The 26,388-nt window shown below is 72.8% G+C and carries 20 protein-coding genes; 8 read left to right on the top strand and 12 right to left on the bottom strand.

All coding sequences use genetic code 11. The annotated features are described in order from the left end of the window. Positions 1 to 71: 71 nt before the first annotated feature. Complete coding sequence (locus DWB05_RS00390; protein WP_232818329.1) at positions 72 to 1,325, top strand: AmpG family muropeptide MFS transporter; 1,254 nt, start codon at positions 72 to 74, stop codon at positions 1,323 to 1,325. Then, entirely contained in the window at positions 1,322 to 1,690 is a 369-nt protein-coding gene (locus DWB05_RS00385) for a DMT family protein (RefSeq protein WP_114373795.1), read from the top strand. Before DWB05_RS00390 ends, DWB05_RS00385 begins: the two co-directional genes overlap by 4 nt. 15 nt (positions 1,691 to 1,705) lie before the next feature. On the opposite strand, the gene DWB05_RS00380 is transcribed toward DWB05_RS00385, so the two are convergent. Both DWB05_RS00380 and DWB05_RS00375 read right to left on the bottom strand, forming a co-directional pair. Then, complete coding sequence (locus tag DWB05_RS00380; RefSeq protein ID WP_114373792.1) at positions 1,706 to 3,133, bottom strand: ATP-binding protein; 1,428 nt, start codon at positions 3,131 to 3,133, stop codon at positions 1,706 to 1,708. Positions 3,134 to 3,158: 25 nt separating this feature from the next. Next, entirely contained in the window at positions 3,159 to 4,460 is a 1,302-nt protein-coding gene (locus DWB05_RS00375; protein WP_157967010.1) for a penicillin-binding protein activator, read from the bottom strand. Between DWB05_RS00375 and rsmI the strand changes: the two genes are divergently transcribed. Further along, positions 4,439 to 5,359: a 16S rRNA (cytidine(1402)-2'-O)-methyltransferase gene (rsmI, locus tag DWB05_RS00370; protein ID WP_114373786.1), complete on the top strand. Its 921-nt coding sequence runs from the start codon at positions 4,439 to 4,441 to the stop codon at positions 5,357 to 5,359. The two genes, DWB05_RS00375 and rsmI, sit on opposite strands and share 22 nt — an antisense overlap. On the opposite strand, the gene DWB05_RS00365 is transcribed toward rsmI, so the two are convergent. The 5 genes from DWB05_RS00365 to DWB05_RS00345 form a co-directional block, all read right to left on the bottom strand. Beyond that, positions 5,337 to 6,482: an acyl-CoA dehydrogenase family protein gene (locus DWB05_RS00365; protein ID WP_114373784.1), complete on the bottom strand. Its 1,146-nt coding sequence runs from the start codon at positions 6,480 to 6,482 to the stop codon at positions 5,337 to 5,339. The two genes, rsmI and DWB05_RS00365, sit on opposite strands and share 23 nt — an antisense overlap. Positions 6,483 to 6,507: 25 nt before the next feature. Next, on the bottom strand, positions 6,508 to 9,978 hold the full coding sequence (locus tag DWB05_RS00360) for an indolepyruvate ferredoxin oxidoreductase family protein (protein ID WP_114373782.1): 3,471 nt from the start codon (positions 9,976 to 9,978) through the stop codon (positions 6,508 to 6,510). A gap of 149 nt (positions 9,979 to 10,127) precedes the next feature. Further along, positions 10,128 to 10,913: an SDR family NAD(P)-dependent oxidoreductase gene (locus tag DWB05_RS00355; protein WP_114373780.1), complete on the bottom strand. Its 786-nt coding sequence runs from the start codon at positions 10,911 to 10,913 to the stop codon at positions 10,128 to 10,130. Positions 10,914 to 10,925: 12 nt separating this feature from the next. Beyond that, positions 10,926 to 12,629 carry a SulP family inorganic anion transporter gene (locus DWB05_RS00350; protein ID WP_114373778.1) on the bottom strand — a complete coding sequence of 568 codons (1,704 nt, stop codon included), beginning with the start codon at positions 12,627 to 12,629 and terminating at the stop codon, positions 10,926 to 10,928. Beyond that, positions 12,626 to 13,777: a glycosyltransferase family 4 protein gene (locus DWB05_RS00345; protein ID WP_114373776.1), complete on the bottom strand. Its 1,152-nt coding sequence runs from the start codon at positions 13,775 to 13,777 to the stop codon at positions 12,626 to 12,628. The genes DWB05_RS00350 and DWB05_RS00345 overlap by 4 nt, the downstream gene beginning before the upstream one ends. Positions 13,778 to 13,827: 50 nt before the next feature. Here DWB05_RS00345 and DWB05_RS00340 point away from each other — a divergent pair, with 50 nt between their 5' ends. Next, entirely contained in the window at positions 13,828 to 14,598 is a 771-nt protein-coding gene (locus tag DWB05_RS00340; RefSeq protein WP_114373774.1) for an alpha/beta fold hydrolase, read from the top strand. Here DWB05_RS00340 and DWB05_RS00335 read toward each other — a convergent pair. After that, entirely contained in the window at positions 14,515 to 15,408 is an 894-nt protein-coding gene (locus tag DWB05_RS00335) for an NAD-dependent epimerase/dehydratase family protein (protein ID WP_114373772.1), read from the bottom strand. The two genes, DWB05_RS00340 and DWB05_RS00335, sit on opposite strands and share 84 nt — an antisense overlap. A gap of 21 nt (positions 15,409 to 15,429) precedes the next feature. On the opposite strand from DWB05_RS00335, the gene DWB05_RS00330 reads away from it, so the two are divergent. Then, positions 15,430 to 16,320 carry a tetratricopeptide repeat protein gene (locus tag DWB05_RS00330; RefSeq protein ID WP_114373771.1) on the top strand — a complete coding sequence of 297 codons (891 nt, stop codon included), beginning with the start codon at positions 15,430 to 15,432 and terminating at the stop codon, positions 16,318 to 16,320. Between the two features lie 10 nt (positions 16,321 to 16,330). On the opposite strand, the gene fzlA is transcribed toward DWB05_RS00330, so the two are convergent. The 3 genes from fzlA to DWB05_RS00315 form a co-directional block, all read right to left on the bottom strand. Continuing rightward, complete coding sequence (gene fzlA, locus DWB05_RS00325; RefSeq protein ID WP_114373769.1) at positions 16,331 to 16,999, bottom strand: FtsZ-binding protein FzlA; 669 nt, start codon at positions 16,997 to 16,999, stop codon at positions 16,331 to 16,333. Between the two features lie 48 nt (positions 17,000 to 17,047). Next, positions 17,048 to 17,218 (bottom strand): hypothetical protein, encoded by a 171-nt coding sequence (locus DWB05_RS14525; RefSeq protein ID WP_157967009.1) that lies wholly within the window; start codon positions 17,216 to 17,218, stop codon positions 17,048 to 17,050. A gap of 444 nt (positions 17,219 to 17,662) precedes the next feature. After that, complete coding sequence (locus tag DWB05_RS00315; RefSeq protein ID WP_114373765.1) at positions 17,663 to 18,085, bottom strand: OmpA family protein; 423 nt, start codon at positions 18,083 to 18,085, stop codon at positions 17,663 to 17,665. 127 nt (positions 18,086 to 18,212) lie between these two features. On the opposite strand from DWB05_RS00315, the gene DWB05_RS00310 reads away from it, so the two are divergent. Continuing rightward, positions 18,213 to 22,907 (top strand): NAD-glutamate dehydrogenase, encoded by a 4,695-nt coding sequence (locus tag DWB05_RS00310; RefSeq protein ID WP_114373762.1) that lies wholly within the window; start codon positions 18,213 to 18,215, stop codon positions 22,905 to 22,907. Continuing rightward, positions 22,904 to 24,235: an MFS transporter gene (locus DWB05_RS00305; protein ID WP_114373759.1), complete on the top strand. Its 1,332-nt coding sequence runs from the start codon at positions 22,904 to 22,906 to the stop codon at positions 24,233 to 24,235. The genes DWB05_RS00310 and DWB05_RS00305 overlap by 4 nt, the downstream gene beginning before the upstream one ends. On the opposite strand, the gene DWB05_RS00300 is transcribed toward DWB05_RS00305, so the two are convergent. After that, the gene (locus tag DWB05_RS00300) at positions 24,226 to 24,912 is read right to left on the bottom strand and encodes a CBS domain-containing protein (protein ID WP_232818328.1); all 687 of its coding nucleotides are present in this window, start codon (positions 24,910 to 24,912) and stop codon (positions 24,226 to 24,228) included. The genes DWB05_RS00305 and DWB05_RS00300 overlap by 10 nt on opposite strands. A 391-nt stretch (positions 24,913 to 25,303) precedes the next feature. On the opposite strand from DWB05_RS00300, the gene DWB05_RS00295 reads away from it, so the two are divergent. Then, on the top strand, positions 25,304 to 26,215 hold the full coding sequence (locus DWB05_RS00295; protein ID WP_198669006.1) for a c-type cytochrome: 912 nt from the start codon (positions 25,304 to 25,306) through the stop codon (positions 26,213 to 26,215). The last annotated feature ends 173 nt before the right edge of the window (positions 26,216 to 26,388 follow it).

The raw sequence follows: 26,388 nt of genomic DNA, 5'->3' as shown, positions 1-26,388 counted from the left end.
CCGAGACTACCATGGGCGGGCGTGCCGAATCGCCCTCTCCGCCCATCACCCCCGATCAAGCTCTCCCATCCGTGAGCGCGCTCCGCGTCGATCGGCCTCTGGTCGTGCTGCTGCTGCTCGGCTTCTCGGCCGGACTGCCGTTGCCGCTCACCGGGTTCACGCTCCGCCAGTGGTTCGCCGAGGCCGGCGTGTCGCTCGGCGCGATCGGGCTCACCGCACTCATCGGGCTTGCCTACACGCTGAAGTTCCTCTGGGCCCCGCTGCTCGACCACGCCCGACCGCCGCTTTCACGCCTCGGCCGCCGGCGCGGCTGGCTCGCGCCGGTGCAAGTGGCGCTGGCGGCCGCCATCTTCGCCATGGGCTTCACCGACCCTGCACGCGACGCCCAGGCGACGGTGCTGATCGCAGTCGTCGTCGCCTTCCTCTCGGCCACACAGGACATCGCGATCGACGCCCTGCGCATCGAGAGCCTGCCGCCGGAACGCCAAGGGCTGGGGCTTGCCGCCTATGTCTGGGGCTATCGAATCGCCCTTCTGGTGGCGAACGCGGGCGCGCTCGGCATCGTCGAGCTCGCCGGCTGGCGGGCGGCCTTCGCCATCATGGCGGGCCTGATGGGGGTCGGCCTCGCCACCACCCTCCTTCTCGCCCGCGAGCCGTTGCCGCCCGGCACGCCGCCGCCCTCGTCCTGGGGGGCGCGGCTCAGGCTCGCCGTGATCGACCCGTTCCGCGACTTCCTGCGCCGCCCGGGCTGGCCGCTGATCCTCGCCTTCGTCGCCCTGTTCAAGCTCGGCGAGGCGCTGGCGGGGATCATGACCGCGCCGTTCTACCGCGCACTCGGCTTCTCGCGCCTCGACGTCGCGGCGGTATCGGGCGTGTTCGGCATGGCGGCGACGCTGGCCGGCGTCACCTTGGGCGGGATCCTGGTGGCGCGGATCGGGGTCGGGCGGGCGCTGATCGCCACGGGCCTCGGCCAGATGCTCTCCAACTTGATGTACGTGGCGCTGGCCGAGGCCGGCCGCTCCGTTCCCTTGCTTTGGGCCCAGGTGGGCGTGGAGAACGTGACCGACGGGCTCGCCGACGCGGCCTTCGTCGCCTACCTCTCGGGGCTCACCAGCACCGCCTTCACCGCCACCCAGTACGCCCTCCTCTCCTCGCTTGCCGCGGTCCCGCTGCGCACGCTGGGCGCGACGGGCGGCTTCCTCGCCGAGGCGATGGGCTGGACGCGCTTCTTCCTGCTCACCACCGCCGCCGCCCTGCCGGGCATGATCCTGATGCTCGTCCTCTTGTCCCGTTTTCCCCCCAAGCGCGAGGCCGAACCGACATGATCCCCCTCCCCGCCCCCTGGATGGCCTGGGTTTTGCCCCCGGTGCTGCTCGTCTGTTCCAACGTGTTGATGATCTACGCCTGGTATTGGCACCTGAAGAAGCCGGATTGGCCGCTCTGGCTCGCCATCGTCGCCTCCTGGGGCATCGCCTTCTTCGAGTACTGCCTCGCCGTGCCGGCCAACCGCATCGGCTTCGGCCCTTACACCGCGCAGCAGCTGAAGGTGATGCAGGAGGTGATCACCATGACGGTGTTCGCGGGCTTCGCGGTGTGGATGCTGGGGGAGAAGCTGACCTGGAACTATGCCGCCGCTGCCGTGTGCCTGGTGGCGGCGGTGGTGTTCATCTTCCTCCCCGTGCAGAAGTGAGCGGGGCCTGTTCGCTTACGCGGCCGCGGGCTGGGCGACGGCGCGAGGCGCCTCCGCCGGCACCGCCGGCAGCCACGCCGTGAAGGTGGAGCCCTTGCCCTCCTCGCTCTCGATCTCGAGCACGCCCCGGTGCCGGTTCAGCACGTGCTTGACGATCGCGAGCCCGAGCCCCGTGCCGCCGATCGCGCGCGACCGCGCCGCGTCGACCCGGTAGAACCGCTCGGTCAGGCGCGGGATGTGCTGGCGGGGGATGCCCACGCCGTCGTCGGTGACGGCGATGGCGACCCCGGCCGGCCGTCCGCCTTGCGCGGGGGTGGTGAACACCCGCACCCGGATCGAACCGCCATCGCGCCCGTACTTCACCGCGTTGTCGACCAGGTTGGTCACCACCTGGGCGAGCTGGTCCGGGTCGCCGACGATGGGCCGCACCGCGGGGTCGACCGAGAGTTCGACCCGCATCCGGCGTGCCGCGATGCGCGGCTCGAGCGCCTCGATGGTGCGGCGGGCGAGGGTTGGCAGATCCGCCACCCCCTTGGGTGCCGTGTGCTCCATCATCTCGATGCGCGAGAGCGACAGCATGTCGTCGATCAGGCGCGACATGCGCGTGGCTTCCTGCGCCATGATGGCGAGGAAGCGCTGTTGCGCCTCGCGATCCTCCGCCGCCGGGCCGCGCAAGGTCTCGATGAAGCCGAGCAAGCTGGCGAGCGGGGTGCGCAGTTCGTGGTTGGCGTTGGCGATGAAATCGGCCCGCATCTGCTCCACCCGGCGTTCCCGCGTGCGGTCGGAGAGCGTGACCAGCACACGCCCGCCGTTGCGCAACGGGGGGTCGAGCCCGATCGCTTTGGCGATGAGTTCGCGCTCCACCGGCACCGGCAGGGTGACGGAGAACGCGTCGGGCCGCTCGCCGCGCTCCGCCCGCTCCACCGCCGTACGCAGGCCCGGGTGGCGCAGGAGCGCACCGAGATCGGGCCCTTCCGCCGCCGGCGGGGTGAACAGCTCCCGCGCCGCGCCGTTCAGCATGATCGGCTTCGCTTCGCCATCGAGCACGATCAGCGGGTCGGGCAAGCCCTCGACGATGCGCACGGCCGCGCCGGCCAGCCGGTCGACCTCGCTGGTGCGGTCCCTGAGCGAGTCGGCCAGCCGTCCCGCCGCCTCGGCGATTCGCCTGAGCGGCGGCAGCACCGGGAGATGCTCGAGCGGCTGGCCCGCCTCGGCCCGCTTCAGGGTCAGCACGAGGCGGGCGAGGTCGCGATAGACGACGACGCCGGCGAAGGTGCCGCCGACCGCGAAGGCGGCGGCCAGGATGGCGGCGGCGCGTTCGGAGATGATCTCGAAGGCGGCGAAGCCGGCGAGCAGGGCCCCGGGCACGGCGGCGATCGCCGCCGCGGTGCCGGCGACGAGAAGGGTCGGGCTCGCCGGACGGTCGGGCAGTGACGGCGGCATGGCGTTCGCCTCTCCCGGAGGTCGCTCAGAAGATCACGTCGTCGAAGCGTTCCGGCGCGGGTTCGAGCACGCGGAAGCCATCTCGCGTCACCTCCATCAGGGCGAGGGCCCGGCGATTGGTCCCGTCCGGCATCAGCCGCACCAGGCCGAGCACGCCGGCGAAGCCCGCCGGCTGGGTCAGTGCGCCGGACGAAAGATCGGGCGGCGAGGCGTTGGCGAGCGCGCCGACGATCGCCGCCGCATCGAAGGCGACCCCGGCCACGAGAGGAGGGTCGTTGCCGTAGGCCTCGCGGTAGCGCGCGGCGAAGGCTTCGCGCCGCGTCTCGTCGGGGGCGGCGAACCAGGCCCCGACCAGGGCGGGTTCGGTGCCGGCGTCCGCCATGCCGGCGAGCAGCGGCGTGCCGAGTATGCGCACCGGCGGGCTGTCGATGTCGTAGAAGGGCAGGAGCGCGGCCACCGCGCGCAGCCGATCGCCGGAGTCCGCGAGCAGCAGCGCGTCGAAGGGCGGGGGCGGGATGCGCGCCTCGCGCTGCATCTGCGCCGCGCGACGACGCCCCTCCGCCGTGCCTTCGGCGCGGGCCGCCCGGACCTGGGCGTCGATCGGGCCTCGCCGAGTGTCGTAGTCGGACAAGCGCCGCACCGCCGGGGCCGGGTTGTCGCCCGCATAGAGTTCCCGCCGCACCAGGACTCCGCCCGAGTCCGCCACCGCCCGCGCATAGGCCTCGGCAACGAGGCGGCCGAAGGGGGTGTCGGGGGCGAGCAGGGCGAAGCGTTCCGCCCCTGCCGCGCGGGCGGCGGCGACCACGCGCCGCACCGCGGGTTCGGGCAGCTGGCCCAGCACCCAGACCCCGGGACGCGCTTGCGTCGCGTCCGTGGTGAAGGCGAGCACCGGCACCCCCGAGGGGGAGGCGACCGAGGCGACGGCCGCCGTTTCGGAGGCGAACAGGGGGCCGAGGATGGCGCCTGCCCCCTCGGCAAGCGCCTCGCGCGCGGCGGCTGCCGCTCGGGCGGGGTCTCCCCCCGTATCCTTCGGCAGCAGCTCCACCTTGCCCCCACCGTGCTGGAACAGGGCGAGGGTAGCGGCGTTCAGCATCGCCTCGCCCACCTGGGCCTGCGGCCCGGAGAGCGGCAGCAGCAGGGCGGCGCGAAGCTTGCCGTCCGGCCCGAGGGCGGGGCGGGCGGGCGACGGCAAGGCGGAGGGGTCGACCCGAACGGGCGGGGCGGTGGCGACGGGGCGCGCGGGCGGCGGCTGCGGGGCGCAGGCCGTTGCCCCGACCAGCACGCATGCAAGGATGGCGAAGGCCGATGCACGCAAGCGACGAATCACGGGCTGAACCCCCTCCCTCCAGTTCCGACGACGCGGCCGGCCCTCCCGGCACCTTGACCCTCGTCGCCACCCCGATCGGCAACCTCGGCGACCTCTCGCCGCGCGCGGCCGCCGTGCTCGCCGCGGCCGATGCGGTGCTCGCCGAGGATACGCGCGTCACCCGGAAACTGGCGCAGCGCTACGGCCTCGCACCACGCCTCGTTTCCCTACGTGATCATAATGAAGAAACGATGACCGGGCGCGTCCTCGCCCAGCTCGCCGCCGGAGAGCGCATCGCGCTGGTCTCCGATGCCGGCATGCCGCTGATCGCCGATCCCGGCTACCGCCTCGTTCGGGCGGCGATTGCGGCCGGCCATCGCGTCACCTGCGTGCCCGGCCCCTCTGCCGCGACCACCGCCCTCGTCCTCTCCGGCCTGCCGCCCGCGCCGTTCCTCTTTCTCGGCTTTCCGCCGCCGAAGGCGGCAGCCCGGCAGGCGCGCTTCGCCGAACTCGCCGCCCTCGAACGCGCCGGGCTCTCCGCCACCCTCGTGCTCTACGAGGCGCCGCACCGGTTGGCCGAAACCCTGCACGACCTCGCCCACACCCTGGGCGAGGATCGCCCGGCGGCGGTGGCGCGCGAACTGACCAAGCGCTTCGAGGAGGTTGTGCGTGGGCCGCTCGGCGCGCTCGCCGCGCGCTACGCGGGCGCGGAGGTGCTGGGCGAGATCGTCGTCGTCGTCGGTCCCGCCGAGGGCAGGGCGGAGGTGAGCGAGGAGGAGCTTGATGGGCGTCTTCGCGCCGCCCTCGCCGAGGGGCTTTCCGTGCGCGACGCGGCGGAGCGTGTGGCGGCGGAGACGGGTGCTGCCCGCCGCGCGGTCTATGCGCGCGCGCTCGCCCTCAAAGGCTCCGGGCGAGGATGAGCTTCTGGATGTCGGAGGTGCCCTCGTAGATCTGGCAGATGCGCACGTCGCGATACGCCCGCTCCACCGGATAGTCGGCGAGGTAGCCGTAGCCGCCGAGGGTCTGGATCGCCGCCGAACAGATCTCCTCCGCCACCTCGGAGGCATAGAGCTTCGCCATGCAGGCGGCCTCGAGGGCGTTCTCGCCCGCGTCCTTCTTGCGCGCGGCGAGGTGGACGAGTTGACGCGCGGCCTCGAGCTTCGTCTTCGCCTCGACCAGGCGGAAGGCGACCGCCTGATTGTCGATGATCGGCCGGCCGAAGGCGATGCGCTCCTTGGCGTAGGCGATGGCGTAGTCGAGGGCGGCGCGCGCGATGCCGACCGCCTGGGCGCCGATGCCGATCCGCCCCGATTCCAGGGTGGAGAGCGCGATGCGGTAGCCCTCTCCCTCGCCCCCGATCAGGTTCTCCGCCGGCACGCGCATGGACTCGAAGACGAGGGCGCAGGTGTCGGAGGCGTGCTGGCCGAGCTTGTGCTCGACCCGCGCGACCGTGTAGCCCGGCGTGTCGGTCGGCACCGCGAAGCAGGAGATGCCCTTCTTGCCGGCGGCGGGGTCGGTGACGGCGAAGAGAAGGCAGATCTTCGCGATCGACCCGTTGCTGATGAACTGCTTGGTGCCGTCGATGATCCAATCGTCCCCGTCGCGCACCGCCCGCGTGCGCAGGTTCGACGCGTCCGACCCGGCCTGGGGCTCGGTGAGCGCGAAGCAGCTCACCCATTGCCCGGAGGCCATCGGGCGGAGGAAGCGCTCCTTCTGGGCCTCCGTGCCGTAGCGTTCCAGGATGGTGCAGGTCGGCGAGTTGTGCACGGAGACGAGGGTGGAGACCGAAGCGTCACCGGCCGCGATCTCCTCCAGCGCCATCGCGTAGGTGAGCGAATCGAGCCCAGCCCCCCCCCACTCGGGCGAGATGGTGGCGCCGAGGAAGCCGAGTTCGCCGAGTTCGCGAATGATGTCGGGCTCGATGCGGCGTTCGCGTTCGCGCTCCGCCGCACGGGGGGCGAGCTTCTCCTGGGCGAAGGCGCGAGCGGTCTCGACCACGAGGCGTCGCGTCTCCAGGGCCTCCGCGTCGGTGACGTCGAGCATGGGCGTATCCTCCCCGGCGAGAGGTTTACGCCGAAGCGGGCTCGGGCGCCACAACGGGCGTCGCGGCCGCCGAGAGGGCGGCGCGGGCGGCCGCGCGCTCGGCCATCGCCTTGGCGTGGTTGGCACGCTTGATCGGGCCGAAGCCGCGCGCGGCGAAGGGCCAGGAAAGGAGCCGCAGGCAGGCCTCGGCTGTGGCGGGGCGGAGGTGAGCGAGGGCGAAGGCGACGTCCGCCTCGAACAGCCGGATCGCTGCCCGCTCGAGACGGCGATCCTCTTGCCAGTGGAACGGATCGAGCCAGCTGCCGCGCAGCGCCTTCAGGCGCGCGAGCAGGCGAAACACCGGCAGCGCGACGCGGGCGGGGAGCGCGATCTTGCGCCGCCGCCCCGTCGCCGGATCGCGCCCCAGGAAGGGCAGCGGCGGGGAGAGATGGAAGGTGAGCGGGGTGTCGCCGAACTCCGCCTTCAGCCCGGCGAGAAAAGCGGGGTCCGAGAGGTGGCGCGCCACCTCGTACTCGTCCTTGTAGGCCAGCACGCGATGGTAGCCGTCCGCCACGGCGCGCGTCACGGCCCCCGCGCGCCCGAGGCTCGCTTCCTCGATCGCGCGCGCGTGGTCGGCAAGCGTGCGGAAGCGTTGCGCGAGGCGTTCGTTCTGATAGCGCACGAGGTCCGCCGCCCGGTTCGCGATCAGATCGTCGAGGGTCTCGGGGGCGCGGCGTTCTGCGAGGAGTCGGTCGGCGAGTCTGGGCTCGTGCGCGAGCGCCCGGCCCCACAGGAAGGCGCGCTTGTTGGTCGCCACCGCCACCCCGTTGAGCTCGATCGCGCGGAGCAAGGACGCGGCGCGAACCGGGATCAGCCCCTTCTGCCAGGCGGCGCCGAGCAGCAGCGTGTTCATCGTCTGCGCCTCGCCGAACAGCACTTCGGCGAGCCGGGCGGCATCGAGCCAGAGATGGAGGCCGGCGGGCGAGGCGGCTTCGAGAGCCCGGCGATGGCCCTCGCAGTCGAGCACCACGTCGGCGTCGCGCACGAAGGCGGCGACGGAAGCGAGCCGCGCTTGCCCGACCACCGCCCCGTCCGCTTTCAGCCGCGGCAGCACGTCGCGCCCGGCGGCGACCGCCATGTCGGCCGCGATCAGGAGATCGGCCCCGCGCAGCGGCACGCGCGCGACGTCGAGCAAGGCTTCCTCGGCCGCGATCTGCACGTGCCCGACCACCGCGCCGTTCTTCTGCGCCAGCCCGGTGAAGTCGAGGGTGCGCACCGCCCTGCCTTCGAGATGGGCGGCCATGGCGGTGATCGCGCCGGCGGTGACGATGCCGCCACCCCCCACGCCGGCGAACAGTGCCCGCCACGGGCGATCGCCGAGCGGCGGCGGCAGGGGTGTCGGCAACTCGCGCCCCAAGCGCTCCTCCAACGCCGCGATCTCCGGCGAGGGTTCCTTCGGCTTGCGCGCCGCCGCGACGGTGACGAAGGACGGACAGTAGCCCTTGAGGCAGGAGAGGTCGGTGTTGCAGGTGGACGGCGAGACGCGGCGCTTGCGGCCGAACTCGGTCTCGACCGGCTCGATGGCGACGCAGTTCGACTGCACCGTGCAGTCGCCGCAGTTCTCGCACACGCGCTCGTTGATCAGCACGCTCGTCTCGGGCGCAGGCATCGTGCCGCGCTTGCGCTTGCGACGCTTCTCGGTGGCGCAGACCTGGTCGTAGACGATCGCGCTCACGCCCGGAACGGTTCGGAAACGCTCCTGCACCGCGAGCAGGTGTTCGCGCGTGGCGCGCTCCACGCCGGGCGGCAGGTCGGCGGCAGGGGGAAGCCGCGCCGCGTCGTCGGCGACGACGGCGATCCGCGCCACCCCTTCGGCGGCGAGCTGACGCACGATCTGCGCGACGGAAGGCCCGCCGTCCACCGGCTGGCCGCCGGTCATCGCCACCGCGCTGTTGTAGAGGATCTTGTAGGTGACGTTGGCGCCGGCGGCGACCGCCTGGCGGATGGCGAGGATGCCCGAGTGCTGCCAGGTGCCGTCGCCCATGTTGACGAAGGCGTGCGGCACCTCGACGAACGGTGCGAGGCCAACCCAGGTGACGCCTTCGGCGCCCATGTGGGTCACGGTCTTCGCCCGACCCACCGCACCCAGCGCCAGCGTGTGGCAGCCGATGCCGCCCAGGGCGAGCGCGCCCTCGGGCACCACGGTCGAGGTGTTGTGCGGGCAGCCCGCGCAGAAATAGGGCGCGCGGATCAGCGCTGCGGCGGGCGGCGGAAGGTCGGGTTCGGTGAAGGAGACCGCCACACCGAACTCGGGCAGCACACGGGCGAGCGCGCGGGCGATCGCGACGGGATCGAGTTCGCCATGCTCCGGCAGCAGCGGCTCGCCCGACAGCGTGCGCTTGCCGATGATGGCGGGGCGACGGTCGGTGGGGAGGTTGTAGAGGATGTCGCGCGCCTGGCGCTTCACCAGGCTCCGCTTCTCCTCCACCACGATCAGGAGTTTCTTGCCGGAGGCGAAACGCGTCAGGCCCTCGGGCTCGACGGGCCAGGTCAGCGCCACCTTGTAGAGCGCGATCCCCCGCCGTTCCGCCTCACCGCCGCCCAGGCCCAGGAGGTCGAGCGCGCGCACGACGTCGAGATGCGCCTTGCCGCAGGTGACGAGGCCGATCGGCGCATCCGCGTTGCCGAACACGAGGCGATCGAGCGCGTTGGCGCGGGCGAAGGCAGAAGCGGCCGGGAGGCGTTCGGCGATCACGCGCCGTTCGAGTTCCGCCCGCTGTTCCGGCCAGCGCAGGCGCGGGTCGAGGTTGAAGCCCCAGGGCGGGGCTTCGATCTCGGGGCGGACGAATCGTCGCGCGGAGGGAACGACCACCGTCGCCGCCGCCTCCACCGTCTCCGCCACCGTCTTCAGCCCGACCCAGAGCCCCGAGAAGCGGCTCATCGCGATCCCGGCGAGGCCCAGGTCGAGGATGTCCTGCACCGAGGCCGGGTGCAGGAGCGGGATCATCGCCGCCTCGAAGATCTGGTCGGACTGGTGCGGCAGCACGGAGGACTGCGCGGCGTGATCGTCTCCCGCCACCGCAAGCACGCCCCCCTTGGCGTGGGTGCCGAAGGCGTTGGCGTGGCGGAAGGCGTCGCCGGAACGATCCACTCCCGGACCTTTCCCGTACCACAGGCCGAACACGCCCTCGACCCGGCGGCCGGGAAACACCTCGAGCATCTGCGCGCCCCACAGCAGGGTGGCGGCGAGATCCTCGTTGATGCCCGGCTGGAAGCGCACGCCGGCGGCATCCAGGAGCGCGCGCCGGGCCCAGAGCTCCTTGTCGAGCCCGCCCAAGGGAGAGCCGCGATAGCCGGAGACGAGACCGGCGGTGTTCAGCCCAGCGGCGCGATCGAGCCGGGCCTGCTCGAGCAGCACGCGAACGAGGGCCTGGATCCCCGTCAGCAGCACCGGCGAATCGAGGTCGATGAACCGGCTCTCCAACGTGATCGGCGCGGTCCCGCTGAGCGAGTCCATCCGAGCCGTCTCCCTTGCCTCTCCCGGACCCGAAAGGTCAGCAAGGCTAACCCGATTTGCAAGGTCACGTGGTGGCGAAGTGCGCGCGCGGTCAGCACGTTTTGCGACGATTGCTGCGCCGCTTCGGCAAAATCCTGGCGGGGGCGGCCTCAGCGCGGGGGCATGCGCAGCGCGGCATCCAGGCGGATCGTCGCCCCGTTCAGCATCGGGTTCTCGGCGATCGCCGCGACGAGGCGGGCGAACTCCTCCGGCCTGCCGGCACGGCGCGGGAAGGGGATGGTGGCGACGAGGGCCTCGCGCACCGGGTCGGGCAGCCCCGCCACCATCGGGGTGGCGAACACGCCGGGCAGGACGGAGACGACGCGGATCCCCCACTCGGCGAGGTCCCGCGCCGCCGGCAGCGTCATGCCCGCCACGGCGGCTTTGGAGGCGGCGTAAGCCGTCTGGCCGATCTGGCCGTCCTCGGCGGCGATGGAGGCGACGGTGATGATGACGCCGCGCTCGCCGTCCTCGCCCAAGGGTGCGAGTGCCGCCATGTCGGCGGCGGCATGGGCGACGAGCCGCACCGTGCCGAGCAGGTTCACCGCGATCACGCGCTCGAAGAGGGCGAGGTCGTGCGGCACAGGGCGGCCGGAGTCGCGATCGCGCCGCACGAGCTTCTGGGCCGGCGCGATGCCGGCGCAGGCGAGAGCGAGGCGCGCAGGGCCGTGCGCGGCGCGGGCGGAGGCGAGAGCGGAGATCAGGCTTGCCTCGTCGGCCACGTCGCACGGCGCGAAGTGCCCGCCGATCTCGCGCGCGACCTCCGCCCCGCGGTCTGCGTCACGATCGAAGATCGCGACCCGCACGCCACGGGCGGCAAGGAAGCGAGCCGCCGCCTCGCCGAGCCCCGAGGCGCCGCCCGTGATCACCGCCGCGATCGAGCCGTCGAGCACCATCCTCGTCCCTCCTCACCCCTCCGTCTTCGCCGCTTCGCGCGCGAGGGGCGCGATCTCGCCCCGCTCGATCGCCTCCACCGCGGCCTCGGCGCTGTCGAACCACGGCAGGGCGGCGAGCGCGGGCGACCGCTTCAGCCGGTTGCGAAAGCGCGCGTGCCCCCCGCCCAACACCACCCTGAGCCCCGCCGCCTCGGCCGCCGCGACCGCGCGTTCCAGGACCTCGGCCCCGGTGCTGTCCAGCACCGTCATCGCCGAACAGTCGAGCACCAGGAAGCGCGTGCCCGGCTCGGCCTTGGCGATCGCCCGCGGCAGCCGTTCGCCCAGCCGGTCGGCGGCGACGAACACCGGCGAGCCCTGGAACTGCCACACGAGGATCCGGGGGATCGGCTTCGCCTCGGGGTGCAGGTGCAGCTTCCACAGCCCCGGACGGCCCGGAATCCGGCCGAGGCGAGCATCGCGCGGGCGCGAAGCCATGCGCAGGTAGTTGGCGAGGCTGAGCAGGACCCCGAGGCCGACCGTCTTCAGCGCATCGACCGCGACCACGCCAAGTGCGGTGATGAGCGCGATCCAGAACTCGCGCCGGTCGATCTCCCACAGTCGCCGGAACGCGCGAGGATCGATCAGTCCCGCCCCGGTCGCGATCAGGATGGCGGCGAGCACCGCCACCGGCAGGGGCGCGAGCAGAGGCCCGAGGCGGGTGGCGGCGAGGCCGAGGGCGAGGGAGGCGGTCAGCGCCGCGAGCGGTGAGCGCGCGCCCAAGGTGAAGGCAACGGCAGTACGGCTCGAGGTGCCCGTCACCGCGAACCCTCCCGTGAGGCCGGCGGCGAGGTTGGCGAGGCCGAGACCGCGCAGTTCCGCGTTCGGGTCGGAGAGCAGCCCGGCACGGGCATTGAAGGCGCGGGCCGGAATGACGCCGGAGGCGAAGGCGATCACCGCCAGCGCGACCACGCCCTCGCCGAAGGGTTCCGCCGGTACGTCGGCGCGCGGCAGGGCGAGCATCGGCACCGCCGGCGGCACCGGTCCGAGCACGGCGACGCCGAGCCCGGGCAGATCGAGGACCGCAGCAAGGCCGAGCGCGAGGGCGAGCACCACGGGAGCGGCGGGAATGCGCGGCACGAGCCTGGACCAGGCGAGCATCGCCAGCAGGGAGGCGAGCCCGAGGACGAGCGTGGGCAGCCGAACGTCGGAGAGACGGCCGAGCAGAGCGAACACCGGTCCGACCAGACCGGAACCCGGCACATCGAGCCCGACGAGGCGGCCGAGTTGCGAGCCGATCAGCGTGAGCCCGACGCCGGCGACGAAGCCGACCAGCACGGGCCGCGCGAGCAGCACGGCGGCGCGGCCGAAGCCGAAGGCGCCGGCGGCGAGCAAGACCGCGCCCGTGCCGAGCGCGAGGGCGGCCGCCGTCTCCGCCCGCCCCGCCGGCTCGGTGACGGCAAGCCGCGCCAGCACGTCGGCCAGCACGGCGCACAGCGCCGTGTCCGGCCCCACCACCAGCCGCGGCGAGGGGCCGAACAGGGCATAGGCCGCAAGCCCGACGATGGCGGCACTCAGGGCGGTTTCGGGCGGGAGGCCGACCATGGCGGCATAGGCGAGCGCCATCGGCACGCTGACCGCGGCGACGGAGAGCCCGGCCGCGACATCGCCCGCGAGCAACGTCGGGCGATAGCCGCGCAAGGCGGCAAGGCCCGGCAGGATGGTGCCGAGACGGATCATTCCGTTCCCGTTTGCTCCAGCAGCTCGCGATAGACGGCAAGCGTGGCTTCGGTCATGCGCTCCGTGGTGTAGCGGGCGAGCACGGCGTCCCGCGCGCGGGCGCCGAGCGCGGCCCGCGCCTCCGCCGGGCAGGCGAGCAGCCGGTCGAGCGCGCGGGCAAGGGCTGCCGGATCGTTCGGCGGAACGAGCAGCCCGGTCGCCTCGTGTTCCACCGTCTCCGCCGCCCCACCATGCGCGGTGGCGACGACGGGCCGGGCCATCGCCTGCGCCTCGATCACCACCCGGCCGAAGGCCTCCGGTTCGATCGAGGCGTTCACCACCACCTCGGCGGCGAGGCAGGCGGCCGGCATGTCGGCGACGTGGCCGGCGAAGCGGACGCGATCCGACACGCCATGCTTGTGCGCGAGGCGCACGAGGTGCAGGGCATGGCCGCCACTCCCGCCGGCATCGCCCGCCAGCACCGCAACCGCGTCGCGCCGGCCCATCCGGGCCAGTGCCTCGATCAGCACCTGCTGCCCCTTCCAGCGCGACAGCCGCCCGGGCAGCAGCACCACGGGCGTGTCGGGCGCCACGCCCCAGACCGCGCGCATGGCGGCGACGCGCTCGGGCGAGACCCCCTCGGGGTCGAAGCGGCGAGGATCAACCCCGCGCGGAATGATCCGCACGCGGGCCGGATCGGTGCCGTGACGGGAGAGGAGATGATCGGCGACGAAGCGCGAGATCGCGATCACCCGCTCGCCCGAGGCCATCACCGCGTTGTAGAGACGCTTGCCAGGAAACCCCTCGCGATAAACGCCGTGCCACGTGGTGACCCAGCGCGCACCCGTCCGCCGGGCGGCAAGCCGCGCGCTCCAGGCCGGGGCGCGCGAGCGGGCGTGCACGATGGCAACACGCTCCCGCCGGATGAGATCGGCGAGCCGACCCGCGTTGCGCCAGAGCGTCAGCGGGTCCTTGGCGCGCAGGGGGAGGGTGACGTGGCGCCCGCCGAGCGCCTCGAGTTCGGGCACGAGACGCCCGCCCGCCGAGGCGACCAGGGCCCGCCACCCCGCGCGCACCACCGCCTCGGCGACCTCCAGCGTACCGCGCTCCACCCCACCCGAATCGAGGGCGGGCAGCACCTGCAGCACCGTGGGAGGGTCGGCGGCCACGCGGGCTCGTGCTAGCAGCCCGCCCGCCGGACGGCGGAGGGAGAGACGCGATGGAGGAGAGCGGGCGCATCGACGGTCCGAACGGTGCAATCGCCTGGCGCAGGCGCCGGGGCACGCCGCCGTGGGTGGTGTTCCTCGGCGGCTATGCCTCCGACATGACCGGCAGCAAGGCCTCGTTCCTCGATGCGTGGTGCGCCGCGAGAGGCAGAGCCTTCCTCCGCTTCGACTACACCGGCCACGGCGCCTCCGCCGGCCGGTTCGAGGACGGCACGATCGGTGCCTGGGCGGCGGACGCGCTCGCCGTCATCGACCGATTGACCGAGGGCGCGGTGGTGCTGGTCGGTTCCTCGATGGGCGGGTGGATCATGCTCGAGGTGGCGCTTGCCGGGGCCCACCGGGTGGCCGCGCTCGTCGGCATCGCCGCCGCCCCCGACTTCACCGAGGATCTGCTCTGGGCGCGGTGGGACGAGGAAACGCGCGCGCGGCTGCTCGCCGAGGGCCGGGTGGTCGAGCCGTCCGAGTACGACCCTGCAGGCTACGTCTACACCAGCGCTCTGATCGAGGACGGGCGGCGGCGTCTGCGTCTGCGCGGCGGCATTCCCTTCACCGGGCCGGTTCGCCTGTTGCATGGGCAGAACGACTCCGCCGTGCCCTGGCAGACGAGCCTCAGGCTGGCGGAATGTCTCGCTTCGGCCGACGTGCAGGTGACGCTGATCAAGGATGGTGACCATCGCCTGTCACGCCCGGCCGATCTCGCCCTGCTCGCCCGCACCCTCGCGCCCCTCCTCGGCGAGGATGGCGGCAAGCCCCTCGCGGTATGAGGGGTAGCGCGGCGCCCAGCCGGTCGCTGCCTTGGTCAGGGCGTTCGCCACCCGCCGGTTCTCGCTCCAGAAGCCGAGCGCCATCGGGCTCATCGTGCGCGCGGCCTCCGCGAAGGGGATTTCCGGCGGGGCGGGGACGCCGAGCAGGCGCGCGGCTTCCGCGACGACATCCGCTTGGGGGGCGGGTTCGTCGTCCACCCCGTGCAGGACGCGGGCGCGCCCGACCTCGCCGGGGTGGGCGGCGGCGGCGAGCACGAGCCCCGCGATGTCGGCCACATGGATGCGGTTGAAGGCATGACCGGGCTTGACGATGCGCCGCGCCCGCCCGGCACGCAGGTCATCGAACGGGGATCGCCCGGGCCCGTAGATGCCGGCGAGGCGGATCAGGTCGAGGGCGGCACCGCGCCGGGCGGCGAACGCCGCCCACGCCTCCTCGGCGGCGCGGCGGGCCACGCTCTGTGGCTTCGAGGGCGCCGGCGGGTCGGCCTCCGTCACCCAGGCTCCGCCCCGATCACCGTAGACACCGGTGGTGGAGAGATAGCCGATCCAGGTGAGCTTCGGGGCTTCGGCGAGCGCCTTCTCGTGCGCGACGAGCACCGGGTCGCCCGCTTCGGCGGGAGCGGCGGTGAGCACGACATGGGTGGCGTCGGCGAGCGCGGGGGTCGGGTCGGCGAACGGCACGATCGGCACGCCCATCGCGTCGCCCGCACCTCGGCTCACCACGGCCACGGGCCAGCCCGCGGCGCGCGCTGCGGCCGCGATCGCACGACCCGAGTAGCCGAGACCGAACACGACCAGGGCGCGTTGCATCGCAGGCTGCGCTAGCATGGCGTGGCGTTCGTCGCGAGGGTGATTGCCCTGACCACCATCCGCTGGTTTCTGCTTGTCCTGCCGTTCGCCGCCATGGGCGCCGGGGCGCTGTGGTGGCTCGCCCCGCCCGCGGCGGAACCGCCCGCCGCCGGCGAGACCGCCCCGAGGGACGTGGTTTCAGCACCGATGGCGCAGACCGCGGAGCCGATCCCGACCGTCGCCGCGCCGAGGGCGGATGTCGACTACGACCGCTGCCTTGCCCTCGCCATGCTGGCGCCGCGCGAGGCGCTGGTGGAAGCCCGTCGCTGGAGCGCCGAGGGCGGAGGCGATGCCGCGCGGCACTGTGAGGCGGTGGCGCTGATCGAGGCGGGCGAGACCGAGGCGGCGGCGGAGATCCTCGAGGCGTTGGGGGCGCACGCGACGGCACCGGCGGATGCGCGCGCCGCCCTGCTCGCCCAGGCGACCCGGCTTTGGCTCGCCCTCGACCGACCCGACCGTGCCCAGGTCGCCGCCACACGCGGCCTCGCCGCCCGGCCTGACGATCCCGACCTGCTCACCGACCGCGCCATCGCCGCCGCCGCGCTCGGCCGCTTCAGTGAGGCGATCGAGGACCTGTCGCGGCTCATCGCGCGCGAGCCGGACCGCAGCGAGGCCCTGATCCTGCGCGCCTCCGCCTGGCGGCAGGCCGGAGACGCCACGCGCGCGGCGGCCGACCTCACCCGCGTGCTGCTGCGCGAACCGGAGAACGCGCAGGCCCTGCTCGAGCGCGCCCTCCTCTCGCGCGACAGGGGCGACCTCGCCGCGGCCCGGCGCGACCTCGAACGCGTGCTCGCCCTCGCCTCTGACCAGACGGTCGCAGGGTTTGCCCGCGACCATCTCGCCGCGTTGGAGGCCGAGGCCGGGCGACGCTGAGGGGAAGGGCTCAGAAGTCGAGATCGGCGTAGTGGTCGGGCGGGCGCAATCCCGGCACGCGGTCCGTCAGCAGGGGGCGGAAGGAGGGCCGTGACTTGATTCGCGCGTACCATTCCTTCGCCGCCGGCGCGACCGACCAGTCGATCTCGCCCGCGAAATCGAGCACGGAGAGATGCGCGGCGGCGGCGAGATCGGCGAGCGACAGCGCCTCCCCCGCGAGCCACCGTCGGTTCTCGGCAAGCTCCGCCACATAGCCGAGGTGGGTGCGCAGGTTGGCGTAGCCGACGCGGATCGCTCCCGCATCCGGCACGCCGCGGCCGATCAGCCGCTTCACCACCTTCTCGACGAGGAGCTTGTCCGTCACCTCGCGCGCGAACTTGCCGTCGAACCAGGCTACGAGGCGTCGGCACTCCACCCGCTCGGCAGCAGTGGCCCCGAGCAGCGGCACCTCGCGGTAGGTCTCCTCGAGGTATTCCGTGATCACCACGCTGTCCGGGATGACGAGCCCGTTCTCCTCGACCAGCACCGGCACCTGGCCCGCCGGGTTGAGGGCGAGGAACTCGGGCCTCTTCTCCCAGACCTTTTCCTCGCGGAGTTCGAACGGCAGCCGCTTCTCGGCGAGAGCGAGGCGAACCTTGCGCGAGAAGGGCGAGAGCGGGAAGTGATAAAGCACGCGCATGGCGGGGTGCCTATCACGCGGCCCCCGATCGCGGAACCTGAGCCGCCGTCAGGGCAGGGCGATCTCGCGCGCGCGGCAGCTGTCGATCCGCCCCCGCTCCAGCACCGAGTTGTCGTCGAACACCGCGCGGACATCGACTTCGCACCCACTCTCGCGCGGCAGGCGGACGACGGCCGACCCGCCGGCAAGACGCTTTCGCCGAGCCGATCCGCGCCCCAATCGCGCTCCGTCGAGGGCGAGACGAAGAGCTGCCTCATCGTGCGCGCCGCGCGATTGACCACGGTGACGCTCCGCCCGGCCGCCCCCGGCGCACGGTCGGACGCCGCCGCGCCGCGGCTGAAGGAGACCTCGGCCACCGCGCAGACGTTCACCCGCCGTCGCTCTTCCGCCGAACCGTCGGCATAGACGACGCGGATGTCGTACAGACAGCGCCCGTCGCGCGGCGGACGGACGGGAGAGCGCTCGCCGGGCGCCAGCACGTGTTCGCCCAGCCAATCGTGCCCCCACTCGTCGCGATCGACGGGCAAGACGGAGAGGCGGTCGATCCGCAGCGCCGAGCGGTTGGCGACCCAGAAATCCGGGTTGGGCTGGGCGACGACCGCCCCCGGCGCAAGGACGGCGGCCGCGGCGAGGACGACTCCGCGCCGGCGCACCGCCGTTGCCTCAGCGCGGATAGAGGATGGTGACGGAACGGTCGGCCTCGTTCTCGGCCCGATCCACCCTCGCCCCCCAGGCCGCGCCCTGCACCTGCGCGCCGATCAGCGGCCGGGCCACCCCGCCCGCGACGAGGGCATCCGTCACCGCCCGCACACGAGCGGCGGCGAGACGCTCGTTCGCCTGCGGCGATCCGGTCGGCGAGGCGCGGCCGATGAGACAGACGTGGTCCTTGTGCTGGGCGACGATCTGCCCCGCCGCGCGGCGGATCGCGGCGCGCGCGCGGTCGTCGAGTGCGGAGGAGCCGATGGCGAAGAACACCGTGACACTCTCGTAACCTTGCGCCGCCGGCGAGATCGCCGCGCAGCGATCCGCCTGTGCCAGGGCGGGGGCGGCGGCAAGCAGCAGCACGACGGCAAGGACTTCGCGCATTGGCCCGACTCCCGACGGCGTCTTCGACCCGAGCGTCGACAATGAATCCTACACCGACAAGGCTAGTCCGCCCGCCTCCTGCGCGTCTACCGTCGGCCGTGAGGCGAGGGTTTCGGGAGAACGCCGCATGGCACCGGAAGGGCTCGAGGGCAGGCTCGGCACGGCGACGGTGGCGCGCGCCGCCCTGCTCGAGGCGGCGAACGCGGTGCTGGCGCGGCGGCTGCCGCCTGCGCCGGCGGCGGAGGCGCGTGCCTTCCTCGCCCTCTGGGCGGAGGGGGTGGCGGACGATGATCTTCTCGCCCGCGCCCCGGAGGACGTCGCCGGGGCAGCGCTGTCGCTGCTCGAGCACGCCCGCCGGCGCGCCGCGGGCACCGCGAACGTCCGCTGCTTCAAGCCCCGCCCCGATCGCGACGGCTGGCGGTCGGCGCACGCGGTGGCGGAGATCGTCACCGACGACATGCCGTTCCTGGTCGACTCCGCGCTTGCCGCGCTCGCGCGCGCGAACCGCGCCGTGCACCTCGTCGTCCACCCGATCGTGCCGGTGCGGCGCGATGCGGCGGGCAGGCTGCTCGCCTTCGGCCCCGCCGCAGGCGAGGGAGCGGCGCGCGAGAGCATGATGCAGATCGAGTTCGCCGAGCCGGCGGAGGCGAGCGAGCTCGGCCCGATCGCCGACTCGCTCGCCCGGACGATGGCCGATGTGCGTCGCGCGGTGGAGGATTGGCCGGCGATGCGGGCCCGCTTGGCACAGGTGACGGCCCGGCTCGCCGAACGCGACGAGGAGCCCTTCCGCATCGCGCGCGACTTCCTCGCCTGGCTCGACGACGACAACTTCGTCTTCCTCGGCTGGCGCGGCTACGCGCTGGACGAAGCGGGCCGGGTGCATCCCGAGCAGGACGAGGCGCTCGGGCTGTTGCGCGACCCCGCTTTGCCCGTGTTCGACGTGCTGCGCGACCCCCACACCATCCCCGAGCCCGTGCGGGCCTGGGCGCTCGAGCCTGTGCCGCTCACGGTGGCGAAGGCGAACATGCGCTCCACGGTGCATCGGCCGCAGCATTGCGACGCGATCGTGCTCAAGCGAATCGATCGCGCAGGTCGCGTGAGGGGGGCCGACATCGTGCTCGGTCTGTTCGCCGCCTCGGCCTACAACCGCAATCCGCGCTCGATCCCCTATCTGCGCGAGAAGGTCGCCGCCGTGTTGGCCCGCGCAGGGCTCGATCCCGCGACGCATGACGGGCGGCGGCTCTCCAACATCCTCGAGACCTACCCGCGCGACGAACTCTTTCAGGCCGACGTGGCGGAACTCCATCGCACCGCGCAGGGCATCCTCGCGCTGCAGGAGCGCCAGCGCGTCGCGCTGTTCCTTCGCCGCGACCGTTTCGAGCGCTTCGTCTCCGCCCTGGTGTTCGTGCCGCGCGACGTGATGGACACCCGCCTGCGCATCCGGCTCGGCGAGATTCTCGCCCGCGCCTTCGCCGGGCGCCTCTCCGCCACCTACATCCAGATCGGCGACGCCCCGCTTGCCCGCATCCACTACATCGTCGCCACCACGCCGGGCGCGGTGCCCGAGGTCGAGGCGAAGGCGCTCGAGCGCGTGCTCGCCGAGGCCGCGCGCAGCTTCCGCGATCGCCTCGCCGAAGCCTTGGCGGCGGAGGCCGGCGAGGGGGCGGCGCAGGCGACCCTCGCCCGCTGGGGCGAGGCCTTTCCGCCGGGCTACGCCGAGCGGCACGGCGCGCGCGAGGCGGTGGCCGACATCGCACTCGCCGAAGCGGCGCTGGCGCGCGGCGGGCTCGTGCTGGCGCTGGCGAGGCCGCAAGGCGTGCCAGGTTTCGTCCTGCAGCTCCGCCTCGCCCGCCCGGATGAGCCGGTTCCGCTCTCCGACATCCTGCCGCTGATCGAGTGCCTTGGCCTGCGCGCGATCGAGGAGGTGCCCTTCCGCCTCGCACCTGCGGCCGGGCGGGCGGTGGTCTTGCACGAGTTCGCGCTCGAGACGGCGGACCGCGCCGCGATCGAGCCCGAGCGGATTCCGCGCCTCGCCGCCGCGCTCGAGGCCCTCGCGGCGGGGCGGGCGGAGGCGGATGGTTTCAACCGGCTCGTGCTGCGCGCTGGCCTCACTTGGCGCGAGGCGTGGCTTCTGCGCGCGCTCTGGCGCTGGCTGAAGCAGGTGGGCGTGCCGTTCGCGCAAGGCGCGGCCGAGGAGGCCCTGGCCGCCAACGCGGAGGCCGCCGCCGCGCTGATCCGCCTGTTCCGTCTTCGCTTCGACCCGGACCAGGAACGGAACCCTGAGGACGAGGCGGCGGAGGAGGCGCGCTGGCAGGCCATCCTGGATGCGGTCGCCGACCCCGAGCACGACCGCATCCTCGCCCGTCTCCGCGCCGCGCTCGATGCGGTGCTGCGCACCAGCTTCTTCCGCGACGAGGCGGCCGAGGTGCTTGCCCTCAAGCTCGACCCGGCGCGCGCGGGCGACATCCCCCGCCCGGTGCCGTGGCGCGAGATCTTCGTGCATGGGCCCCGCATCGAGGGCGTGCACCTGCGCGCGGGCGCGGTCGCGCGCGGCGGGATCCGCTGGTCGGACCGGCGCGAGGACTTCCGCACCGAGATCCTCGGCCTGATGAAGGCGCAGACCCTGAAGAACACCGTGATCGTGCCGACGGGCGCGAAGGGCGGCTTCGTCGTCCGTCGTCCTCCCGCGCCGAGCGGCGATGCGGCGCGCGACCGCGAGGCGGTCGCCGCTGAGGGCGTCGCCTGCTACCGGCTGTTCATCGGCGCGCTGCTCGATCTCACCGACAATCGCGACGGCGAGCGGATCGCACCACCCGCGCGCGTGGTTTGCCGCGACGGGCCCGACCCCTATCTCGTCGCGGCGGCAGACAAGGGGACGGCCGCCTTCTCCGACATCGCCAATGCGCTCGCGCTCGCGCGCGGCTTCTGGCTCGGCGACGCCTTCGCCTCCGGCGGCTCGAAGGGCTACGACCACAAGAAGCTCGGTGTGACCGCGCGCGGCGCCTTCGTCTGCATCGCCCGCCACTTCCGCGAGGAGGGGATCGACATCGCGCGCGATCCGATCGATGTCGTCGGGGTGGGCGACATGTCGGGCGACGTGTTCGGCAACTTCATGCTGCTCTCACGCGCCTTCCGGCTGCGTGCGGCCTTCGATCACCGCCACATCTTCCTCGACCCTGACCCGGACCCGGAAGTCGCGCACGCCGAGCGCGCGCGCCTCTTCCATCTCCCCCGTTCGGCCTGGGCCGATTACGACCCCGCCAAACTCTCCCCGGGCGGCGGCGTCTTTCCGCGTACGGCGAAGACCATCCCGCTCTCGCCGCAGGCGCGCGCCGTGCTCGGCCTCGACGCTGAGCGCGCCACGCCGGAGGCGGTGATCCGTGCCATCCTCGCCATGCCGTGCGATCTCCTCTACTTCGGCGGCATCGGCACCTTCATCAAGGCAAGCAACGAGGCGCACGCGGCGGCAGGCGATCGCGCCAACGACGCGATCCGGATCGATGCCGCATCGTTGCGCTGCCGTGTGGTGGGCGAAGGGGCGAATCTCGCCCTCACCCAGGCCGCGCGCATCGAGGCGGCGCTGCGGGGCATCAGGGTCGATGCGGACTCCCTGCACAACTCCGCCGGCGTCGATACCTCCGACCACGAGGTGAACCTGAAGATTCTGCTCGATGGTCTGGTGCGCGCGGGCGACCTCACGCCGAAGCAGCGCGACGGGCTTCTGTGCGAGGCGACCGAGGACGTGGTGGCGCAGGTTCTGGCGACGAACCGCCGCCAGTCGCTCGGGCTGTCGCTGGAGATGGGCGAGGGTGTCGCGGCGACGCCCGCGCATGCCGCGCTGATCGCGCGCCTCGAGGCGGAAGCGGGGCTCGACCGTTCGGTCGCTGCCCTGCCCGACCCGGCAACGCTTGCCGCGCGCGGGACCCTCACTCGGCCCGAGCTCGTGGTTCTCCTCGCCCATGCCAAGCTCTGGCTGACCGACGCCATCCTCGCCTCCGACCTGCCGGACGATCGCGCGTTCGGCGAGGACCTCGCGGCCTACTTCCCGTCCGCCGTGCGCACCCGTTTCGCGGACGCGATCGCCGCCTTCCCGCTTCGGCGCGAGCTTCTCGCCATGCTGCTCGCCAACGACCTGCTCGACCGCCTCGGTCTTGCCGCCTTCGCCCGCCTCGCCGACGGCATCGCGCCGGCGGAAGCCGCGCGGGCGGCGCTGATCGCGCGCGCCGCCCTTGGGCTCGACGGGCTTCGCCGCGAGCTGGAGGCGGAGGATGTCGCCGGCGCTTCGCCCGATGCCCTCTATCCCCGTTTGGCCGCGCTGCGCCGGGCCCAGGAGGGTTCGGCGCGCTGGGTGTTGCGGAACGCCCCCTCGGGCGGCGTGGCGGAGGTCGCCGCCCCGTTCCGCGACCGCGCCGAGGCGCTGCTCGATGACCTTCTCGCGCACGACCCCCCCGGCGAGGCGGCCGGGATGGCGCTGCCCATCCTCGCGCTCTCGGCCGAGCTCGGTGCTCCGGTCGAACGCGTGCGCGAGACGTGGTTCGAGGTCGGCGCGGCGTGCGGGCTCGAAGCGGTGCGCAAGGCGGCGGCCGCGATCGTGCCCGCCGATGCCTGGACCGCGCGCGCCCTCGCCGCTCTGGCCGATGACCTGGGCGCTGCGCAGACCCGACTCGTCCGCGCCGCGCTGCAGGGCGGCGGTGTGGATGCGGTGCGCGCCGCCGCCGGTGCGCGCTGGACCGCCGTGCAGGGGGTACTGAGCACGCTCGGCGCCTCACCCTCCCTCGGTCAGATCGTCGTCGCCGCCCGCGCGATCGGGGCGCTCGCGTGAGCCCGCCCTTCGCCGATGCGGACAGCTTGCGCGCGCTCTCGCCGCGCGCGCGGCGGTCCGTGCTCGCCTGGTGTCTCTACGACTTCGCCAATTCGGCCTTTCCCACCGTCATCGGCACCTTCGTCTTTCCGACCTACTTCGTGCAGGCGGTGGCGGCCGACGAAACGAGAGGCACCTCGCAGTGGGGTGTCGCGATGGCGGTGGCGGGGCTGCTGATCGCCCTGCTTTCGCCACCCCTCGGCGCGATCGCCGACGGGGCGGGTCGTCGCAAACCGTGGCTTGCCGCCTTCACCGTGCTGGCGGTCGTCACCTCGGCCGCGCTCTGGTGGGTCCGCCCCGACCCGTCCTTCGTGCCGTTCGCGCTGGTGGTGGTGGTCGTCGCCAGCCTCGGCTTCGAGCTCGGCACCGTGTTTTACAACGCGATGCTGGTCGACGTCGCCCCGCCGCGCATGCGCGGGCGCGTCTCGGGCTGGGGCTGGGGCATCGGCTATTTCGGCGGACTGATCTGTCTGCTCGCCTGTCTCGTCCTGCTGATCGAGCCCGACCCACCGCTCCTGCCGCTCGACCGGGCGGCGGCCGAGCACGTCCGCGCGACGGCTGTCCTCGTCGCGCTTTGGTATGCGCTGTTCTGCTGGCCGCTGTTCCGCTTCGTGCCCGACACGCCGCGTCGGGCGGGCATTGCGCAGGCGGTCCGTTCCGGTCTCGCGGCGATCGCGCGCCTGCTACCGGAACTGCGCCGCCGCCCGGCGGTGGCGCGCTTCCTCCTCTCGCGCCTGCTGTACACCGATGGGCTGAACACGCTGTTCAACTTCGGCGCGATCTACGCCGCCGGCGCTTTCGGCATGGCGACCGACGAGATCATCCTCCTGGGGATCGCGATGAACGTGACGGCCGGCTTCGGCGCCTACGCCTTCGCCTTCATCGATGACCGCATCGGGCCGAAGCGGACGGTGCTGATCTCGCTTGCTTCGCTGGCTGCGATCGGGGTGGTGCTGCTGCTGATCCGCTCCAAGGCCTGGTTCTGGCTGCTCGCGCTGCCCTTGGGCGTGTTCTTCGGCCCCGCCCAGGCGGCGAGCCGCACCTTGATGAGCCGGCTCGCGCCTGCCGCGCAGGCTTCGGAGTACTTCGGCCTGTTCGCGCTGTCGGGGCGGATCACCGCCTTCGCGGGGCCGGCCGCGCTCGCCTGGGCGACGGATGCGTTCGGCTCGCAGCGGGCGGGGATGGCGACGATCCTGGTCTTTTTGGTGGGCGGGGGGGCGATTCTCGCGACCGTGCGCGAACCACCCCCCACCACCGTGCCGCGTCCAGCCGTTGCCGATCAGGAATAGACGTAGAGGGGGCCGATGACCATGTGGTCCTCGACCCGCTTCACGCCGGGCACGCCTTCGGCCAGCACCTTCAGCGCCCGGCGGTACTCGTCGGAGCCGCAGTAGCCGTAGAACTCGACCACGCCGTCTTTCACCACCACCGTGGTGTAGAAGGTCGAGGCCCAGGGCTGCTTCTTCATCTCGTTCATGATCGCGCGGTAGATGCCCTCGTCCGAGGTGTCGTCGGTGGACACGACGGGGGGTGAAACCAGCGCCCGCAGCAGGTCGGCGCGCGAGACGATGCCGACCAGCCGCCCGTCGCGGGTGACGAGGACGCGGCGGATGTTCTCCTTGTCGAGGAGTTCCGCGATCTCGCCGGCCGGGGTGTCCTCGCTCACGGTGATGACGTCGGTGGTCATGATGTCGGCCGCGGTGCGCCCGTGGCTCTTCACGTACTGGGCCGCCATCTTCGCCGGGTCGGCGAACAGCGACTGGAAGAAGCCCGGCGGCTTGTCGTGCCGGCCCGCCACCTGCTTGATGAGGTCGGACTCGGAGACGATGCCGAGCACCTTGCGGTCGGCGTCCGTCACCGGCACGGCGCTGATGTGCCGTTCGGCAAGCAGGCGGGCGACCCCCATCACCGGCGTGTTGGGCGCCACCGTCACCACGTCGGGGGTCATCAGGTCGCGGGCTTTCATGCTGTCCTCTCCGTGTCTGGCCGGCGGCGACCGCGAGACGGTTCGCCGCGCGCGCCTCCCTCTTTGATCACGCCACGCAAGCGGACCTCTGCCTTTGGCGCATGTCAATGCGTTTCGCCGCGGCGCGTGTTCCGTCTTCGCCGTGTCCCGCCGGGGCACCGCAACCGACGCGTGTCAAGTGAAAGAGGTCAGTGAAGGGCTCACGAACTCTTGACATCTTCGAAGATAAGTGGTAATATTCGCCTGTAATCGATCGAGGAAGGAGGCCATCATGGCTATCAATAGCGGGTCGATGCGGCTCGCATTCCTTACCTTTGTCTCGAGCGTTGCTTTGACAGGTGCCGTGCTGTCTCAGGAGCGGGGGGTCAAGATCGATCTGACGCGCCATCCGGTGCCTGACATCGAGAAGCTGGAACCGGGGCCGCTGACGGATCTCATCCGCTATGGCCGGGAGCTCGTCGAACGCACCTACACCCACATCGGCCCCGAGGTGGCCGACCCGGCGATGCGCTTCACCGGCAACAACCTCGCCTGCGCCTCCTGCCACCTGGAGGCGGGTACCAAGCCCTACGCCATGCCCTTCGTCGGGGTGGCCGCCACCTTCCCGCAGTATCGCGCGCGCGAGGACGACATCTCGACGCTGGAGGAGCGGGTGAACGGCTGCATGCAGCGCAGCATGAACGGCCGCGCGCTGCCTTCCGACTCGCGCGAGATGAAGGCCTTCATCGCCTACTTCACCTTCCTCTCGCAGGGCATCCCGATCGGCGCCACCATCGAAGGCGCGGGCGTGCAGATGGTGCGCATGCCGAACCGCCGCGCCGACCCGGAGGCCGGGGCGCGCGTCTATGCCGAGAAGTGTGCCTCCTGCCACGGCGAGGACGGGCGCGGCGTGCGCCTGGGTGAAGCGGGCGACGCCCAGGGCTATGCCATCCCGCCCGTCTGGGGGCCTGACAGCTTCAACACCGGGGCCGGCATGCATCGGCTTGCCATGGCGACCCGCTTCATCCTCGCCAACATGCCCTCGGGCGCAAGCCACGATGCGCCGCAGCTCACCCTGGATGAGGCCTACGACGTCGCCGCCTTCATCAATTCGCACCCGCGCCCCGAGAAGGCGGGGCTCGAGCGCGACTTCCCCGCACGCTGGAACAAGCCGGTGGACGCGCCGTTCCCGCCCTACCTCCTCGGCACGCCCGACCAGCACAAGTACGGGCCGTTCCCGCCGCTCCTCGAGAAGCAGCGGCGGATGAAGGAGGAGCTGATGGAGTATGCGCGGCGCGAGCGCGAAGGGCGGCCGATGAACTGACCGCGTCGCCCCCGGCCCTCAGGCCGGCGGGAGGAGAGCCGGGAAGCGATACCGCGGCGCATCGCGATCCCGGGCTGGCGACGGCGCCCGCCGTCCTCGGCCCGGGATCTCCCCGCGCGGTGCGGTGCCGTCTTTGCTATACGGCGCGTCACACCCCGAGTCGGACCGTCCCA

Origin of the sequence: Elioraea thermophila (ex Habib et al. 2022), from assembly GCF_003336755.1 — a bacterium.
Classification (GTDB): domain Bacteria; phylum Pseudomonadota; class Alphaproteobacteria; order Acetobacterales; family Acetobacteraceae; genus Elioraea; species Elioraea thermophila.
Note: the sequence above shows the minus strand (reverse complement) of the source record. Positions and strands in the feature narration are given on the sequence as shown.

Excerpts from the sequence above, each read along its gene's own strand:
- fzlA (WP_114373769.1), bottom strand. The coding sequence starts at position 16,999 with ATGCGCGTGCTTTATCACTTCCCGCTCTCGCCCTTCTCGCGCAAGGTT.
- DWB05_RS00365 (WP_114373784.1), bottom strand. The coding sequence starts at position 6,482 with ATGCTCGACGTCACCGACGCGGAGGCCCTGGAGACGCGACGCCTCGTG.
- DWB05_RS00360 (WP_114373782.1), bottom strand. The coding sequence starts at position 9,978 with ATGGACTCGCTCAGCGGGACCGCGCCGATCACGTTGGAGAGCCGGTTC.
- DWB05_RS00355 (WP_114373780.1), bottom strand. The coding sequence starts at position 10,913 with ATGGTGCTCGACGGCTCGATCGCGGCGGTGATCACGGGCGGCGCCTCG.
- DWB05_RS00380 (WP_114373792.1), bottom strand. The coding sequence starts at position 3,133 with ATGCCGCCGTCACTGCCCGACCGTCCGGCGAGCCCGACCCTTCTCGTC.
- DWB05_RS00300 (WP_232818328.1), bottom strand. The coding sequence starts at position 24,912 with ATGAAAGCCCGCGACCTGATGACCCCCGACGTGGTGACGGTGGCGCCC.
- rsmI (WP_114373786.1), top strand. The coding sequence starts at position 4,439 with ATGCACGCAAGCGACGAATCACGGGCTGAACCCCCTCCCTCCAGTTCC.
- DWB05_RS00335 (WP_114373772.1), bottom strand. The coding sequence starts at position 15,408 with ATGCAACGCGCCCTGGTCGTGTTCGGTCTCGGCTACTCGGGTCGTGCG.
- DWB05_RS00350 (WP_114373778.1), bottom strand. The coding sequence starts at position 12,629 with ATGATCCGTCTCGGCACCATCCTGCCGGGCCTTGCCGCCTTGCGCGGC.
- DWB05_RS00385 (WP_114373795.1), top strand. The coding sequence starts at position 1,322 with ATGATCCCCCTCCCCGCCCCCTGGATGGCCTGGGTTTTGCCCCCGGTG.
- DWB05_RS00340 (WP_114373774.1), top strand. The coding sequence starts at position 13,828 with ATGGAGGAGAGCGGGCGCATCGACGGTCCGAACGGTGCAATCGCCTGG.
- DWB05_RS00315 (WP_114373765.1), bottom strand. The coding sequence starts at position 18,085 with ATGCGCGAAGTCCTTGCCGTCGTGCTGCTGCTTGCCGCCGCCCCCGCC.
- DWB05_RS00310 (WP_114373762.1), top strand. The coding sequence starts at position 18,213 with ATGGCACCGGAAGGGCTCGAGGGCAGGCTCGGCACGGCGACGGTGGCG.